The sequence below is a fragment of the Mycobacterium sp. SMC-19 genome, assembly GCF_045310815.1.
Classification (GTDB): Bacteria; Actinomycetota; Actinomycetes; order Mycobacteriales; family Mycobacteriaceae; genus Mycobacterium.
Window position 1 is genome coordinate 216865 of the sequence record NZ_JBJIAM010000004.1, and the last position, 17484, is coordinate 234348.

Here is a 17484-nt window from a genome sequence, read left to right on the forward strand (position 1 = left end):
CTCGCTAAACCACCGATTATGGACACTGCCGCCATAGGCTGAAACCCATGCGTGTCGTCATGATCACCAAAACCGGTCCCCCATCGGTGCTGCAGGTGCAGGACCAACCCGACCCGCCGCCGCCCGCCAGCGGCCAGGTGCGGATCGGGGTGCGTGCGGCGGGGGTGAACTTCGCCGACCACCTGGCCCGAGTCGGCCTGTATCCCGATGCGCCGAAGCTGCCCGCCGTGGTCGGTTACGAGGTGGCCGGGACCATCGAGGCGGTCGGTGACGGTGTCGACCCGGCCCGGGTCGGCGAGCGGGTGCTGGCCGGCACCCGATTCGGCGGCTACGCCGAGATCGTCAACGCCAACGCCGCCGACACTGTCGTGCTGCCGGCGTCGATGAGCTTCGAGGAAGGCGCCGCCATCCCGGTGAACTACGCGACGGCCTGGGCGGCGCTGCACGGTTACGGGTCGCTGCAGGCCGGCGAGCGGGTGTTGGTGCACGCCGCGGCCGGCGGCGTCGGCATCGCGGCGATCCAGCTGGCCAAGGCCGCCGGGGCCGTCGTGCACGGCACCGCGTCGCCGGGCAAACACGCCCAGCTGGAGGCGTTGGGCATCGACCGGGCAATCGACTACCGCCGCAAGGGCTGGTGGGCTGGCCTGCCGCCGTACGACATGGTGCTCGACGGGCTCGGCGGCACCTCGCTGCGGCGCTCGCTGAAACTGCTGCGTCCCGGCGGACGCCTGGTCGCCTACGGTCTCTCGTCACTGCAGCAGGGTGAGAAGCGGTCGCTGCTGCGGGCGGCCCCGCAGGCGTTGGCGATGCTGCGCGGCTTCAGTCTGATCACGCAGATGGAGCAGTCCAAGACCGTGATCGGCCTGAACATGCTGCGGCTGTGGGACGACCGCGGCACGCTCGGACCCTGGATCGCCCCGCTGTCCGAGGCGCTGGCAGACGGGACCGCGGCCCCGGTGGTGCATGCGGCGGTGCCGTTCGCGAATGCCCCGGAGGCCCACCGCATTCTGGCCGCGCGGGAGAACGTCGGCAAAGTGGTGCTGGTGCCCTGATCCGCGCGTGCGGGGCGGTGGATTCCCGCCAACGCGCACGCCGGATTCATCCGGCCCCGGGCGGCCGGGGCATCCGAAATCGGCGGTCCCGCATGCGAAAAACCGGGGTACCGCCACGGCGGGGCGCCAGCCTGTCCATCGGTCCCATGACCGCGGTCGGAGGGTGGCCCACCGCAGGCCTCGCCGCGTTGGCCGCTTCCGCCGAGGCTGCGCCCACGGCCGCCGATCGCGGCGACTTGACGGCCGCATCGCCGACGCCTGCCGTCGGCGTTGCCGTCAACCAGTTCTGCGGCACCGACAACTTTCCGACCGGCGCCGCCTTTCCCGCACCCGCCAGCACCGCGGCGGGCACACCGGTCAGGGCGGTGCCGTGCGCATCGACCGTGACGACCGGGGTGGCCAGCGCGGCGCCGGCGGCCGCCTTTGCCTGCGCGTTCAGAATCGCCATACCGAAGACGCCCTGCGATCCGGTTGTGAACACCACCTGCTGAGCGACGCCCAATACGCCCATGGTGGGGCCGAAAGCCGCCACCTGATCGACTATCGGCAACGATGCCGGTGGTGGTGTGGCCTGGGCAAAGCCCACTTGTGATGGCTGCGCCGATGCCGTGGTGAGAATGTGTGGCTGTTCTGACGCACCCGAAAGCAGCTCTGCCAGAAGCACTTGCGTATCCCCGGCGACGACGTCGGCGACGGCGCGCGCCGCCGCGGCCTGCTGGGCGGATTGCCCGCCGACGTCGGTGGTCTCCGGCGGCCGGGGAAACGATGCCAGCATCCGTGCCTGCGCCGAGGCTCCGGCATAGCCATACATCGCGGTGGCGTCTTGAGCCCACATCTCGGCGTAGACGGCCTCGGTGGCCGCGATCGCCGGCACGTTCTGCCCGAAGAAGTTCGTGGCCACCAGCATCGCCAACTGGGTGCGATTGGCCGCCACCGCCACTGGTGGCACCGTCGCGGCGAACGCCGTCTCGTAGGCGCCCGCCACCGCCCGGATCTGGGCGGCGGTCTGTTCGGCCTGCGCCGCGGTTGCCGTGGCCCACGCCATGTATCGGGTGGCGGCCGCCGCCATGGCGTCGGAGGCAGGACCCGACCAGCGCTGGCCCTGCAGACTCGAGATCGTGGCGGAGTAACCGGTTGCGACCGACTCCAGTTGCCTGACAATGTCGTCCCACGCCGCGGCCGCCGCCATCATCGGCCCCGATCCCGGACCGGCATACATCCTGGTCGAATTGATCTCGGGGGGCAGTGCGCCGAAATCAAACATCAACTGCCCGGTTAGTTCGGCGAGGGGCCCGAAACCCTGGGTGGTAGTTCACCAAATGGGCGCGCATGAGTTAGCCACCGCAGGACGGACGGGGCATCTTGAACGGACTGGGCTCGACACGCAGGGCGCCAGCGACCGATTGGCGCCCCAATCCTCCACCCACCATTGCCGCCATCGGCCCCATGCCCACTGCCGGTGAAGCGCCGGGCATATCCGCTTCCGCGCTGCCCTGCCACGGGGACGCACCGTCAAGCTCTGCTTCCGTTAGCCACACCGGGTCTTCGGTAGCGGACGCTACCGGGGTGGCATCCGCCCACGCCGGCGGCACCGACAGCTGTCCCACCGGTGCCACGTCGCCACCCATACGGGCAAGCACCGCGTTGTGACCGTCGGCAGCACCACCCGACTCGGCTACCGGCGCTTCGGCATTGGCCAGGACCGGACCGGTCGCACCGGCCGCTCCGATGCCGGCGCCACCATGGGTCAGCAGGAAGGCGTTCCCGGCCAACGCAAACGAGCCGATCGCCGAGACCGTTCGCGCAGTCTGTAAGCCGAAAGAGGTCGGCCCCAGCAGGATGTTTGCCGCCTCGATCAGTTCCAGCGGCAGCAACGGGTCTGCCTGTGCGGGCAGCGCCGCGGCTTGGCCTGTGGCCAGGCCGCCGAGCTGTTGCGGCAGGGCCGTAAGCAGCTGCGACAGGAAAGTCTGCGAGTTCGACGCGCCGGTAGCCCCCGCCGAACCGGCCACCGCGGCGGCCTGGGCCACACCACCTGCCGGGTTGGTTGTCGGCGGTGGCGGTTGAAACGACGGCAACTGCGTCGCCGTCGCCGTCTCAGACGCGTAGCCGAACATAGCGAGGGTGTCTTGGGCCCACATCTCGGCGTACTCGAACTCGGTGACCGCGATCTGGGGCGTGTTCTGTCCGATGACATTGGCCGCAGCCAGGCTCGCGAGCCGGGCACGGTTGGCTGTCACCACCGCCGGCGGCACTGTCGCGATACGCGCGTTCTCGTAGCTGGCCGCCGCCGCGCGCGCCTGGCCGGCGGCCCGTTCAATCTGGCTTGCGGTTACCGTCGCCCATTCGGCGTAAGGCGTTGCCGCGGCGGCCATCGCCGCAGATGCGTTGCCGGCCCAACTCTCGCCCTGCAGATCCGCGATCACCGAGAAATAGCCGGTAGCAAATGAATTCAGTTGGGCAGCGAGTGCATCGTAAGCCGCTGCTGCGGCCAACAGTGGTCCCGATCCGGGGCCGGCATAGATTTTTGCCGAGGTGATCTCGGGCGGAGACGTTCCAAAATCCAACACCGCACATATCCCCTCTAGTTGCCGTTCTATCGGCGACCAGCGGTGCCGGACTCACCCCGCGTCTGGAGTTCATGGAGCTGATCGACCAACGCTGGTTCAACCGGACCTGATTGTGTGGCGACGTCGCCGCCGATCACGGGAAGTGCGTTCCCGACAATGACTCCGGCCCGGTGGAAATCTGCTTCCACCTGCTTCCAGCTTCATCGGCGAACTCGCCGTGCGCTATCGGAGCTGACACCCAATCACGGGGGGAGGCGACCTGTATGAAAAAGGTGCGCCTGATGAAAGACGCCAGCCGCACCGGCCGGCCCAGCTCAGACCGTACGTGCCAACCGGTGCGCCAGCAGCTCGGCGAAACGCGCCGGATCCTCCAGCGCCCCGCCCTCGGCCAACAGCGCCGTGCCGTAGAGCAGTTCCGCGGTCTCGGCCAAGTCGGCGTCCTCGCCACCTCGCGCGTCGTGCGCTTGCCGCAGTCCGGTGACCAGCGGATGGCCCGGGTTGAGCTCGAGGATGCGCTTGCCGACCGGAACCTCCTGGCCGTTGGCGCGGTAGATGCGCGCCAACGCCGGGGTCATCTCGAAGGTGTCGGTGATCAGGCACGCCGGCGACTCGGTGAGCCGGGTGGACAGCCGCACCTCTTTGACGTGCTCGGTCAGCGTCTGCTCCAGCCAGGAGATCAGCTCGGCGAAATCCTTTTCCTGCTCCTTGCGCTGCTCCTCGTGCGCGGTCTTTTCCTCCTCGGAGTCCAGATCCACTTCGCCCTTGGCCGTCGACTGCAGCGGCTTCCCGTCGAACTCGGCGACGGCGTTCACCCACACCTCGTCGACCGGGTCGGTGAGCAGCAGCACCTCGTAGCCCTTGGCCTTGAACGCCTCCAGGTGCGGCGAGCGCAGCAGTTGCTGACGGGATTCGCCGGTGGCGTAGAAGATCTGCTCCTGACCCTCTTTCATGCGCTCGACATACTCGGCCAGCGTGGTCGGCTCGGAGTCGCTGTGGGTCGAGCCGAACGAGCTGATCGCAAGCAGTGCCTCTTGATTGTCGAAGTCGGAGAGCAGCCCCTCCTTGACCACGCGACCGAACTCAGTCCAGAAGGTGCGGTAGTCCTCGGGCCGCTGCGACTGCAGCTCCTTGATGGTCGACAGCACCTTCTTGGTCAACCGCCGCCGAATCGCATTGATCTGCCGGTCCTGCTGCAGGATCTCTCGGGAGACATTGAGCGACATGTCCGCCGCGTCGACGACACCCTTGACGAAGCGCAGGTACTCGGGCATCAGCTGGTCGCAGTCGCCCATGATGAACACGCGTTTGACATAGAGCTGCACGCCGACCTGGGCGTCCCGGTTGAACAGGTCGAACGGGGCGTGCGACGGGATGAACAGCAGCGCCTGGTATTCGAAGGTGCCTTCGGCCTTCATCGCGATGACCTCGAGCGGGTCGTCCCAGGCGTGCGCGATGTGCTTGTAGAACTCGCTGTATTCCTCTGGCGAGACTTCGTCTTTGGGGCGCGCCCACAGCGCCTGCATCGAGTTCAGTGTCGCGGTCTCCACCGTGACCGTCTCTTCGCCCCCCGCCTCGCCTTCCGGGTCGGCGGGTACCCGGCGCTCGATCTGCATACGGATCGGCCAGGCGATGAAGTCGGAGTACTTCTTGACCAGGCCCCGGATCGTCCACTCCGCCGTGTAGTCGTGCAGCGCGTCTTCGGCGTCTTCGGGCTTGAGGTGCAAGGTGATCGACGTGCCCTGCGGTGCATCGTCGACGGGTTCGATGGTGTAGGTGCCATCACCACTGGATTCCCACCGGATGGCTTCGCTCTGGCCGGCCTTGTGGGTGACCATCTCGACCTTGTCGGCGACCATGAACACCGAGTAGAAGCCGATCCCGAACTGGCCGATCAGCTCTTCGGAGTCTTTGGCATTCTGCGCGTCTCGCAGCTGCTGACGCAGTTCGGCGGTGCCGGAGCGGGCCAGGGTGCCGATCAGGTCCACCACCTCATCACGCGCCATGCCGATGCCGTTGTCGCGAACCGTCAGGGTGCGGAGGGTCGTGTCCACCTCGATCTCGATGTGCAGGTCGGAGGTGTCGGCCTCGAGCTCCTTGTTGCGGAACGCCTCAAGCCGCAGCTTGTCCAGTGCGTCCGAGGCGTTGGAGATGAGCTCCCGCAGGAACGCGTCCTTGTTGGAATAGACCGAGTGGACCATCAAATCCAGTAGCTGCCGGGCCTCAGCCTGAAACTCCAGTTGCTCCACACGTGCGCTCATAGGCGCCAAATTTACCCGCGGCCTCGTTGTCCCCCGAGGGCGCGTCACGACCGGCCCCGACAGGGGCCGATCGCGCCTTTACCGGATCTTGACCGTGCGTTGAATCGCCCCACCGACGATTGCCAGGTGACTACCATTCAAGCCGTGGAGCTGGGGGTTTTGGGACCTCTCCAGGCCCGGCACGACGGCGCCTCGGTCACCATCCCGGGCGCCAAACCGCGTGCGATCCTCACGATGCTCGGTCTGCACGGCGGTTCTGTCGTGTCGGCCGAAACGCTGATCGATCTGATCTGGGGTGACGAACCGCCCCGCACGGCGGCCAAGGCGCTGCAGACTCACATCTCCTCGTTGCGTCGGGCGTTGGGCGACGGCTTCGTTCTCACCGAGGGAATGGGCTGGATCCTCAACACGGCCGAGGTGGATGCCCCGCGGTACAAGCTGGCCACCAAGACAGGGCGAGAGGCCGCAGCAGCCGGCGATACCAGCCAAGCGGTGGTCCGCTTCGAGGAGGCGCTGAACCTCTGGCGCGGAACCCCCGAACTGCCCGATTCCCGCCGGGGTGTTTCGGAGAAGACACGCTGGATCGAGGGGCACGCCGCCCTGGTCGAGGACCGCGCCGACGCGCTGCTCGCGACGGGACGGGCCGCGGAGATCATCGGTGAACTGGAAGCCGCGGTGGCCGATGGACCGTTGCGCGAGCGGCGATGGGCACAGCTGATGCTCGCCCTCTACCGCGCCGGTCGACAGGGCGAAGCCCTGGGCGCGTATCAACGAGCCCGGTCGTTGCTCGCCGACGAGCTCGGCGTTGATCCCGGGCCGGAGCTTCGGCGGCTCGCGGCCGCGATCGTTGCCCAGGACTCCGCATTGGAGCACCCGGTGGCCCAGCATCTTGCCTCGGTGACACGCGCCGTGACCTTTCTGCTCACCGATATCGAGGGGTCGACCGCCGCGTGGGAGGCCGATGCCGACGCCATGGCAATCGCGCTCGCACGCCACGACGAACTCGTTGAACAGGTCGTCACCTCACGCGGCGGGCGGCTCATCAAAACCCGTGGCGAAGGCGATGCCACGTTCTCGGTCTTCGACCGGCCCTCAGCGGCGGCCACGGCGGCTATCGAGCTGCAAGACGCGATCCTCCACGAGCCGTGGGTCCTGCACGAACCCATGCGGATCCGGATCGCCCTGCACACCGGCGAGGTGGAGTTGCGCGACGGTGACTACTTCGGTCGTGCGGTCAACCGTGCTGCCCGCCTGCGGTCGCTGGCAACCGGCGGCCAGATTCTGTGCTCCGGCGCGACGGCCGAGCTCGTCATCGACACCCTGCCCAACGACGTCGGTCTCGCCGACCTCGGGATGCGCGCACTTCGCAATCTGCCACGCCCGGAGCATGTTTTCGAGCTGCGCCTACAGACCGCCGAGCGCCGCGAGGAGACCGTCGATGAACCTCTCGAGCGGCCCGACCTCCCCGCGGTACTGACCGGCCCCGGGCGGTTTGTGGGTCGCGGTCTGGAGCTAGAGCGACTTGGCTCCGCGTGGCAGGCTGCGCTCGCCGGTGGGATTCACGCGATGCTGATTGCCGGCGAACCGGGTGTGGGCAAGACGCGCCTGGCCGGCGAATGGTCGCACCAGGTCTTCGAGCACGGCGCCGTCGTGTTGTACGGCCGATCGGATGAGGACCTCGGTGCCCCCTACCAGCCGTTCGCCGAGGCACTGCGTTCGCTCGTACCCTGCATCAGCACACAGCGCCTACGGGGATTGCGCGGCGTTGAAGCACTACTCCCCCTGATTCCGGGTCTGACCCAGGTGCTCCCCGATCTGTCCGCGCCGCCCCGCGCCGACCCCGACACCGAACGCTATGCACTGTTCGACGCCGTCGTCGCGCTGCTCGAACTCGCCTCTGCCAGTGCACCGGTCGTCCTGATACTCGACGATCTGCACTGGGCGGCCAAGCCGACGCTATTGCTGTTGCGGCATCTGCTGCGCTTCGGCGACCACACCCGGGTGCAGATCGTCGCGACGTACCGCAGCACGGACCTTGACCGATCCCATCCCCTGGCGGCAATGCTCGCCGATCTTCACCGAGACGGCACCGCGGATCGACTTGCCCTCAACGGCCTGGGTGCCGAGGACGTGACCGCTTACGTCGCCGACGCCGGATACGACGACGAACAGCTCGCCCGGGCGTTGGTGTCTGTCACCGGCGGCAACCCGTTCTTCTTGATCGAGGCACTGCGCCACGTGGACGAGAGTGGTGGAGTCTGGGATCCCAACACCTTGCCGCAGGGTATTCGTGAAGCCGTGAGCCGCAGGCTTTCCCGGCTTCCGGTTCAGACCAACAAGGCCCTTGCCGCGGCCGCTGTGGTCGGCAGCCACTTCGCGGTGGACCTCGTCGAACGGGTAGTCGAACAGGACCTCGTCGACGCCTTCGATGAGGCCTGCAAGGCCGGCATCGTCATCGAAGAGTCCGGCGGGCGATACCGGTTCAACCACGCCCTCGTCCGGCAGGCGCTGATCGCCGAGTTGGCATCGGTGCGACGCATGCGACTGCACCAACGTATCGCCACCACTCTGGAAGCCACCCCCGGCGCAGACGACGAGTTGCTGGGGGAACTGGCGTACCACTATTTCGAATGCGCGTGGGCGGGAAACGCGGCCAAAGCCGTCGAGTACTGCCGACGCGCCGCCGATCAGGCGATGACGCGCCTCGCCTACGAAGGCGCCGCCGATTTGTACGACCAGGCACTGCACGCGCTGGAGGAGATCGACGACGAGCTGCCCGATCGCGCCGACCAGAATGCCGAGCTGCTGGTCGCGCGCTGTGAGGCGCTGCTTGCGGCGGGTGAGGTGGCTTCGGCCACCCGCGCTGTCTCACAATTGCAGTCAGCGACAGTCGATTCGGTTCGGCTGGCGGCGTGGGCGACGTGCTTCGACGGGCAACTGTCGATGCTGGTGCACCCCGAACGACTGGATGAGATCGAGGCCGAGTTGGGCGCGGCTGCGGACACGCTGGCCGGATTGGGCGATGCCGAGGGAGAAGCCAAGGCCCACACCGTACGGGCCGGATGCCTTGCGCGTCTTGGGCGAATCGGCGACTGCGAGATCGCGTTGGACAGCGCACTGACCGCAGCGCGGCACGCACGTGAACAGCGTCGGGTGAACGCGGTGTTGGCGGGAGCGCCCCTGGCGGCACTGTGGGGCCCGAACCCGGTTCCGCGCGCGGGCGGGCGCTGTCTTGACGTGGTGCGGCTGTTGCGCATCACGACGGAGTCCCCGGCGGTCGAGGCGACATCGACACGGTGCCAAGCCGTCCTGGAGGCCTTTCGCGGCCGCGCCGCCACCGCGCGGCGCATGATCGACTCGGCGCGGCGCACGGTCAACGAGATCGGCCTGCGCCATGCCCTTCTTGAGGTGGAGCAGTTCGCCGGAATAATCGAGTTGGTCGGCGACGACCCGGAGAGCGCCGAGTCGCATCTACGCCAGGCCTACCACGGTTTCCGCCGCATGGGGCTGGACGCCGATACCGCCGAGACGGCTGCGCTACTGGGCCGGACCTGTCTGGCGCTGGGCCGCGACACCGAGGCGCAGGAGTTGTGCACCGAGAGTGAGCGTCTCGCGGGACACGCACTGAAGGCGTCGATCGCCTGGCGCACGCTGCTGGCGCTGCTGTTGACACGCCAAGGTGATCATGCCGCGGCGCGGCAGATGGCCGAGTCCGCAGTCGACCTGGCGCAGCGCACCGACGCCTTGGTCGATCACGGCGATGCGTGTCTGGCGCTGGCGACGGTGTTGAATGCCGCCGGCGATGAGGCCGGGGCGCGGGCCGCCGCGCAGCGAGCGGCGGGGCTCTACGAGCGGAAAGGCGCTGAGGCACTTGCCGCCAAGGCCCGCGCGATGCTGGGCCAACGGGTCACAGCTGCCCCCACGACTCCAGCCGAGTCGCCGGTCATGGACTATGACCATCCGGCTGTCCGCGCCGGTGAACGCGTGATGGCCGCAATTGAACGCGAGGCTTGGGACGAGTTCGAGCGAATGTTTGTTCCAGACGGCTTGATCGAGAGCCGCCGAAAGATCGTTGGCTTCCTGCCGGACGAGACGACGGTAGGCGAAGTGATGCACCACACCAGACAGGATCTCGAGTCCGGAGCCATTCGGGTTGAGCGAGTCGTTACCGCCGTGCGAGGCACGCGCCTGGCCCTGGTCCGAATGTGCATTGGCACTCCCGACGGGGGGCCGGGGGCACCCGCCGATGAGCTGCTCCAGCTCTACGCCATCGATGAAGACGGGCGAATCGCACTGCAGGTGTGGTTCGACACCGACGACATGGACGCTGCGATCGCCGAACTCGATGCGCTGCATAGCCGATTCGAGGAACAACGCGAGTCCTGGCAGAGGTTGGAAAACGTAGCCAGCCGACTGTACGAGCGATTCAAGGTGTGTTTCGCAGCCCACGACTGGGGCGCCATAACCGCGATGGCCGCCGACGACATCTCGACCGACGACCGGCGCAGGGCGGTGAATTCCGGACTCCGACACGGCCCAGATGCATTCATCACCGAAATCTCGGGGCTCGTCGACGTCGTCGAGTCGTTCACCTCAGAAGTCGTCGCAACCCGTGGCGCGCGCCTGGTTTTAAGTCTTTCGTGTACTGACCTTTACGAGGGATTTCGCACCGAATTTCTCGACCTGGTCGAGGTCGATGCCGACGGTCGAGGCTTAGCCCGTGTCGTATTCGATCCTGACGACTTCACCGCTGCGCTGGCCGAACTCGATGCGCGTTATCTCGCCGGCGAAGCCGCCGCCTGCGCCGACACATGGTCGGCGATCACCAGAGCTTTTGCCGCCCTCAGCCGAGGTGAACTGCCTCCGACAAACGCCCAGTTCACCGACGTCGACAATCGGGCCTTTGCGACGGTCGGAACAGGTGACTTGATGACATACCTCCGCGTGGCTCTGGTCGACACAGTGCAGAACACCATCTACGTCGAAGCCGTACATCGGCTGACCGAGTACGGCGCGGTGATCACCCACGTCGCCAAAGGGATTTCGCAAGACGGTGTGGACGTACAGTGGCGCCTTCTCGACACCCTCACGGTCGATGGTGACCTGATCAGCCGCTGCGAGATGTTCGACGAGGCGGCCCTCGACACTGCGCTTGGGCGGTTGGACGCGCTGCGGCCGCAGAAGGCGCGTCGATTGCACAATGCGGCAAGTCAGGTGTCCCAACGCTTCCTGGCCCAGTTTGCCGTTCACAACTGGGACGCGATGGCCGAGCTATTGGCTGACGATTACTACCAAGACGATCGCCGAAGTACCGTGAACGCCGGAATTCGACGCGGTCGGGCTGCGGCCCTCGCAAATTTGCGCGTTGTCGCCGGGCTTGGCATCACCGAGGTCAAGGTGAGCGATGTCGCGACGCGTGGGGACTCACTCGTCCTCACCAGGAGCGTCTTCTCATTCCGGGATCAAGACCCTGAAGCATTCCTCGCCGAGCAACTCGACGTCGGCGAGATCACGTCGGACGGGCGGTTGGCGGCGAGCGTCTCGTTCGACGCCGACGACTTTGACGCCGCCATCGCCGAGCTCGACGCCCGCTACCTCGCCGGCGAGGCGGCAGACTATGCGCGTTCGTGGTCGGCGCTCACCCAAACGTATGCCGCAGCCAACAGGCAACAGCTCAGCCTGACGTCGGACTGCGTGAACATCGATCACCGCCGAATCGCAACGATCGAGACCGGCGACTTGGCTACCTACATCCGCACCTCATGGGACGAAGCGCAGAGCTTTCACGTCTATATCGAGGCGGTGCACAGACTGGGCACACGCGGTGCGGTCTTTACCCAAGCGGCACGGGGGACGTCGGACCAGGGCTTCGACGCCCAATGGCGAGAGGTCATTGTGGCCACCTTCGAAGGGGACCTGGTCAACCGCTGCGAGCTTTTCGACGAGACGGACCTCGACGCCGCGCTCGCGAGGTTTGAAGAGCTGTACCCACAGCCGACGCGGTTAGTCAATGCGGCTGGGCGGGTGTACGAGCGCATCCTGGTGCACTTCGCCGCCCGCGACTGGGCTGCAATCGCAGAGATCTTGGCCGAGGACTGTTCCACCATGGATCGTCGCCGAGTGGTCAATGCTGGCCTCCGACATGGCAGAGACGCCGTCGTCGCAGAAGTTACAGCAATAGCTGAAGCCGGCGTGACGCTTGCCTCAGTCACCGTTGCGACCCGTGGGGAACGCCTCGTCTTGAGGCGTGGCCGCGCCTTGGAGGATGTCCACCGACCCGATGCATTCCGCAATGATCTACTCGACGTGGTCGAAATCGACGCCAACGAACGGGTCGTGGCGCGCGTCATATTCGACGTCGATGACATCGACGCCGCGGTCGCAGAGCTCGACGCGCGCTTCGCCGCCGGCGAAGGGGCGGCCTGCGCACACACGTGGTCGGTCATAACGGCAGGCTATGCCGCATTCAACCAACGCGAATTTCCCGAACTCGACTGGGAGAACGTCGATCATCGTCGCGCGAGGGCGTTCGCGCCCGGCGAATTGGCCGCCTATATGCGCGCGACGTGGGACCTCGCGCCCGACGTCGGGTGCTACAGCGAGGCGGTGCATCGGCTCAGTGGCTTGGGTGCGGTCGTCACCCAAGTGGTGCGCGGAACCTCGCAGGAGGGATTCGAGGCTGAATGGCGCGAAGTCGTGCTCTTCACGGTCGAGGGCGGAATGATCAGCCGCTGCGAAGTATTCGACGAAGCCGACCTCGACGCCGCGCTCGCCCGGTTCGACGAGCTGACCCGATCAAGGCCCGCGCTTGAGAACGCGGCCACGCGGAACTGGGCGCGCGTTGCCGAGGCATTCAACCGCCGTGACGGGGATGCGATCTTCGCGCTCGGCAGCGTGGATGGCTGGTACGACGACCGGCGGAAAGGCCTGCGTCATGTTCTCGAAGGCTCAGAGCGGCGCAAGGTTGTCGACGCCACGTTGGAAACGGCCCTGAGCACGTGGCGGTTGGAGGTGGAGCCCATCGCCATTCGCGGATCTCGACTTTCGCTGACCTACGGCTGCTATCGCGACAGCGGTGATCCCGACCGGTCGATCGCCGTCGAGATGTTGCACGTCATGGAAGTCGACGCCGCCGGGCTGATGCGGTACACCGTGAACTTCGATCCCGACGACCTCGATGCCGCCCTCGCCGAACTCGAAGCCCGTTACCTCGCCGGCGAAGCGGCCGACTATGCGAACACGTGGTCGCTGGTCACCGGCGCCTATGCCGGGTTCAACCAGCGCGATCTTGCCGCGACGACGCCGGACTGGGTGAGCATTGACCACCGTCGCGGGGCGGGTTTCGCGCCCGGCGACATGATCCCGTACATGCAAGCTGCCTGGGATGATTCACCGGACACCAGGATCTACATCGCTGCGGTGCACCGGATCAGCAGCATCGGAGCGGTCGTCACCCATGTGGCGCAGGGGATTTCACAAGACGGATTCGACGCCGAATGGCGCGATATCAACGTCCTGACCGTCGACGGCAACCTGGTCGATCGTTGCGAACTGTTCGACCACGACGACCTGCACGCCGCACTGGCCCGGTTCGACGAGCTCAGTTGACCGAGACCGGCGTTGGAGAACTCACTGAGCCTGGCTCACCGACGACATGTGGAAGTCGGGAATCCGCAGTGACGGCATGCTCGCCCGAGTCGCCCAGTCACCCCACTCCCGAGGCAGAGTCGGCTCGGCGATACCGGCCTGGGTGGCACGGCGCAGCAGGTCCAGCGGGCTCTCGTTGAACCGGAAATTGTTCACCGCCGCAGTCACTTTGCCGTCTTCGACCAGATAGACGCCGTCGCGGGTCAGCCCGGTCAACAGCAACGTGGTCGGATCGACCTCGCGGATGTACCACAGCGTGGTCAGCAGCAGACCACGCTCGGTCGAGGCGATCATCTCGTCCATGCTGGCCGAACCGCCCGTCATCAACAGGTTGTCGGCGGCCAGGGCGACCGGTACACCGAACTCGGCGGCCGCGGCACGCGGGTAGGCCAGCGCGTTGATCACCCCGCCGCGGATCCAGTCCACGCAACCGATGTCCAGGCCGTTGTCGAACACCGATGCGGTCTCCGACGAGGTGCCGGTCGCCACGAACGGCGCGCACTCGAGCCCGAAAGCGTGCGGGTCGGAGTACAGCGTCAGCGGCAGTTCGGACAGCCGCTCCCCCACCCGGGTGCCGCCGCCGGGCGCCGACAGCGCGGTACGGCCTTCCTGCGCGCCGCGGCCGCCCATCGTCCAACCGAGATAGATCATCATGTCGGCGACCGTGGAAGGCGGCATCAATGTCTCGTAGCGCCCAGCCGGCAACTCGACACAGCGCGCCGCCCAGCCCAATCGCGTCGAGAGCTGCTCCAGCAGCGAATCGCATCGCACGTCAACGAAATCCGGAGCGCTGATCCCCGCCCAGGCACTGGCCCCGTCGCGTTTGGCGTTGATCTCCACCGTCCCGGTGGGTTGGGTGAAACGCCGCCGCAACCCGGTCGAGGACGCCAGAAACGTGGTCTGCACCTCATGGCGGGCAAAACCGTAGAGCTGGTCGGCACCCCGAAAGCCCCGGCTCAGCGAGGTGGCCAGATCGGCGAAGGCCTCCGCGCCGGTCTGCGGGACGGGGGCGTCCCAATCGTCGGGTACGGCGGTGCCGCCCAACAGTTCCGCGGCGTCGCGGGCCTCCGGTGCGCCCGCGGCCGCCTCCACCGAGGCCGCGACCAACTCCGGGATCAGTGCCGGGTCTACCTCCGCCGAACACAGCGAGCCGACCCGCGAGCCCTCGTCGTCGGAGACGATCGAGATGACGGTGGTGGTTCGACTGCTCGACACCCCGTTGGTGGTCATCGAGTTACCGGCCCAGCGCAGCGACGCCTCGGTCCGATCGGTGACCAGCACGATGGTCTCGGTGTTGTCGCTCTTGGCCGCCGCCAGCGCGGTGTCGATGACCTGCTGCGGTCCGATCCTCATTCCCGGCCCCCCTCGCTGCGCGTGTTGAGCACGTTGATCCCCCGGAACAGCGCCGACGGACAGCCGTGGCTGACCGCGGCCACCTGACCGGGCTGCGCCTTGCCGCAGTTGAACGCCCCGCCCAGTCGCCATGTCGAGGCGCCGCCGACGGCCTCCATCGCGTTCCAGAAATCGGTGGTGGTCGCCTGATACGCCACGTCGCGCAACTGCCCATCCAGGCGGCCATCACGGATCCGGAAGAACCGCTGCCCGGTGAACTGGAAGTTGTAGCGCTGCATGTCAATCGACCACGATCGGTCTCCGACGATGTAAATACCGTTGTCCACCCGAGCGATCAGATCTGCGGTGGACAGGTCATCGGTCCCCGGCTGCAGCGACACATTGGCCATCCGCTGGATCGGAACGTGATGCGGCGAGTCGGCGTAGGAGCACCCGTTGGAACGAGACTGCCCCAATCTGGGCGCGAACACCCGATCCAGCTGATACCCGACGAAACGCCCATCGCGTACCAGGTCCCAAGTCTGGGCGGCCACGCCTTCATCGTCGTAGCCGATGCTGGCCAGCCCGTAGGGCACCGTGCGGTCGGCGGTCACGTTCATCACCGGCGAGCCGTATTGCAGCGTGCCGAGCTTGTCCGGGGTGGCGAACGACGTCCCCGCGTAGGCCGCCTCGTAACCGATGGCACGATCGTATTCGGTTGCATGGCCGATGGATTCGTGGATGGTCAGCCACAGGTTGGTCGGGTCGATCACCAAGTCAGTGGGTCCCGGTACCACGCTGGGTGACTTGACCTTCTCGGCGAGCAGCACCGGCAGTTCGGTCAGCTCACCCGACCAGTCCCACACGTCGTCGCCGGCCACCGCCTCCCAACCGCGCGCCGTCGGCGGCGCCAGCGTTCGCATCGAGTCGAAGCCGTCCGGTCCGACGGTGACCGCGTCGCAGACCGGCATCAGCCGCACTCGCTGCTGGGTGATCGACGATCCGAACACATCGGCGTAGAAGGTCTGCTCCTTGACCGCGGTCAACGCCGCGGTCACGTGATGCACCCCGTCGGCGGCGAGCAATCGGCCCGAGTAGTCCTCCAGCACGTCGATCTTGTCAGCAGTGGGTACCTCGAACGGGTCGATCAAATAGTCCGACACCCACATCGCGTCGCGGTACACCGGCTCGGCGGCCAGCTCGACACGTTCGGCGTTGAGGACAGCCAACGTCTTGGCGACCTGAACGGCGCGGCGGGCGGTGTCCGCTGCGACATCCGGGGCCAGTTCGGCATGCGAGGCGAAGCCCCAGGTGCCGTCGACGACCACCCGCACCGCGAAGCCGAGCTCGCGGTTGACGACGGCGGTCTCCAACTCACCGTCGCGCAGCCGGATGACCTCGGTCGCGATCCGGTGAATCCGCAGGTCGGCATGCTCGGCGCCGGCCGCTCTGGCCGCCGACAACGCGGCGTCGGCCAGCTCGTGGCGAGGCAGGGCCAGAAACTCGGCGTCGATCTCCCGGTTCGCTGTCACCAGTCCACCGTAACGACGTGCCGATGGTTGACCACGGCATAGGTGTCAATTCATGATCACGGCGTGACAGCGCCCCAGCGACTGGTTCAAGACGGTGTTCGACACTACGGCCGGTTCGATGGCCGGGTCCGCGACACCAACCCGGTCGACGCGCACTCCGGCCTGTCTCGCCTCTGGCGCGAGTTCCGGCTCAAGGAGTGGGTCGGCTTCGCCTTGATCCACCCCGAGATGTCGGGCGCCATGATCATGCAGGACGTGAAATACCTGGCATCGTCGGAGCTGTTCGTCCGCGACCAGGCGACCGGTGTCCTGGTGGAGAAGAATGCTCGGTTGCGGGGCGCCAGCCTGCGCCTGCCCGACGACCTGCTGCACGGCGGCCGGTGCCGGGTCAAGACGCGCCGCTATCTGCTCGACTACGACTTCGGTGCCGGCGCCGGCACGGTCACCGTGCGGATCGACTGTGCGGCAGACCAGCGCGGGCCCGCGATCACCGGTGCGCTGACACTGCACGCGCAGGACGCGGCACCACCGCTGAGCATCAGCGCCAAGCTCACCTCTGCGATCGACTACTACACGTTCAAGCAGCCGTTTCCGGTCAGCGGCACACTCACCGTGGGCGACCGAACCTATGTGTTCCAGCGAGCGCGCGATTTCGCCATCCTCGATGAGCATCGTTCGCAGTTCCCGTATTCGACCTTCTGGACGTGGGGCACCTTTGCCGTCGCGATGGCTGGTGGTGTGGTGGGCTCCAACTTCGTCGACCGGCCGGAGTTCAGCGACGACGATGACGAGTCGTCGAACTGGGTTCCCGGTGCGGTGGAACCACTCGCGGGAGTCCAGTTCGACTTCGGCTCCGACGATCCGCTGTCGACCGTGCATGTCCGTGATCGCGACCGCCGACTCGATGTGATGTTCACGCCCGCGGGGCGCAAAGCGGTCAAGGTCAATCTGGTCGCGGCCGCGATCGACTACTGGCAGCTCGCCGGTACCTATCGCGGCACGGTGACGTCCCTGGCCGGCGAGTCCCACTCCTTCGAAGACGTGCCCGGGGTGCTCGAGCGGATGAAGACCCGATTTTGAGTCGGCGCAAGCGCTT

8 protein-coding genes are annotated in these 17484 nt (G+C 66.9%); 3 read left to right on the top strand and 5 right to left on the bottom strand.

The genetic code is table 11. The annotated features are described in order from the left end of the window. Positions 1-47: 47 nt before the first annotated feature. Entirely contained in the window at positions 48-1052 is a 1005-nt protein-coding gene (locus ACJH5R_RS11125) for a zinc-binding dehydrogenase (RefSeq protein ID WP_406758229.1), read from the top strand. A 46-nt stretch (positions 1053-1098) separates the two neighbouring features. Here the strand turns inward: ACJH5R_RS11125 and ACJH5R_RS11130 are convergent, their stop codons facing one another. The 3 genes from ACJH5R_RS11130 to htpG form a co-directional block, all read right to left on the bottom strand. After that, a complete protein-coding gene (locus tag ACJH5R_RS11130) occupies positions 1099-2316 on the bottom strand; it encodes a PPE family protein (protein WP_406758228.1) in 1218 nt (405 codons plus the stop codon). A 70-nt stretch (positions 2317-2386) separates the two neighbouring features. After that, complete coding sequence (locus tag ACJH5R_RS11135) at positions 2387-3616, bottom strand: PPE family protein (protein WP_406781952.1); 1230 nt, start codon at positions 3614-3616, stop codon at positions 2387-2389. 317 nt (positions 3617-3933) lie between these two features. Continuing rightward, positions 3934-5877 (bottom strand): molecular chaperone HtpG, encoded by a 1944-nt coding sequence (gene htpG, locus ACJH5R_RS11140; protein WP_406758226.1) that lies wholly within the window; start codon positions 5875-5877, stop codon positions 3934-3936. A 144-nt stretch (positions 5878-6021) separates the two neighbouring features. Here htpG and ACJH5R_RS11145 point away from each other — a divergent pair, with 144 nt between their 5' ends. Beyond that, on the top strand, positions 6022-13485 hold the full coding sequence (locus ACJH5R_RS11145; protein ID WP_406758225.1) for a BTAD domain-containing putative transcriptional regulator: 7464 nt from the start codon (positions 6022-6024) through the stop codon (positions 13483-13485). Between the two features lie 21 nt (positions 13486-13506). On the opposite strand, the gene ACJH5R_RS11150 is transcribed toward ACJH5R_RS11145, so the two are convergent. Beyond that, positions 13507-14877 carry a metallopeptidase TldD-related protein gene (locus ACJH5R_RS11150; protein ID WP_406781953.1) on the bottom strand — a complete coding sequence of 457 codons (1371 nt, stop codon included), beginning with the start codon at positions 14875-14877 and terminating at the stop codon, positions 13507-13509. Beyond that, a complete protein-coding gene (locus tag ACJH5R_RS11155; protein ID WP_406758223.1) occupies positions 14874-16388 on the bottom strand; it encodes a TldD/PmbA family protein in 1515 nt (504 codons plus the stop codon). Before ACJH5R_RS11155 ends, ACJH5R_RS11150 begins: the two co-directional genes overlap by 4 nt. 63 nt (positions 16389-16451) lie before the next feature. On the opposite strand from ACJH5R_RS11155, the gene ACJH5R_RS11160 reads away from it, so the two are divergent. Then, positions 16452-17468 carry a DUF2804 family protein gene (locus tag ACJH5R_RS11160; protein ID WP_406781954.1) on the top strand — a complete coding sequence of 339 codons (1017 nt, stop codon included), beginning with the start codon at positions 16452-16454 and terminating at the stop codon, positions 17466-17468. Positions 17469-17484 lie beyond the last annotated feature (16 nt).

Bases quoted from the DNA above. Each gene is read 5' to 3' on its own strand.
- ACJH5R_RS11130 (WP_406758228.1), bottom strand. From the start codon at position 2,316: ATGTTTGATTTCGGCGCACTGCCCCCCGAGATCAATTCGACCAGGATG.
- ACJH5R_RS11150 (WP_406781953.1), bottom strand. From the start codon at position 14,877: ATGAGGATCGGACCGCAGCAGGTCATCGACACCGCGCTGGCGGCGGCC.
- ACJH5R_RS11125 (WP_406758229.1), top strand. From the start codon at position 48: ATGCGTGTCGTCATGATCACCAAAACCGGTCCCCCATCGGTGCTGCAG.
- htpG (WP_406758226.1), bottom strand. From the start codon at position 5,877: ATGAGCGCACGTGTGGAGCAACTGGAGTTTCAGGCTGAGGCCCGGCAG.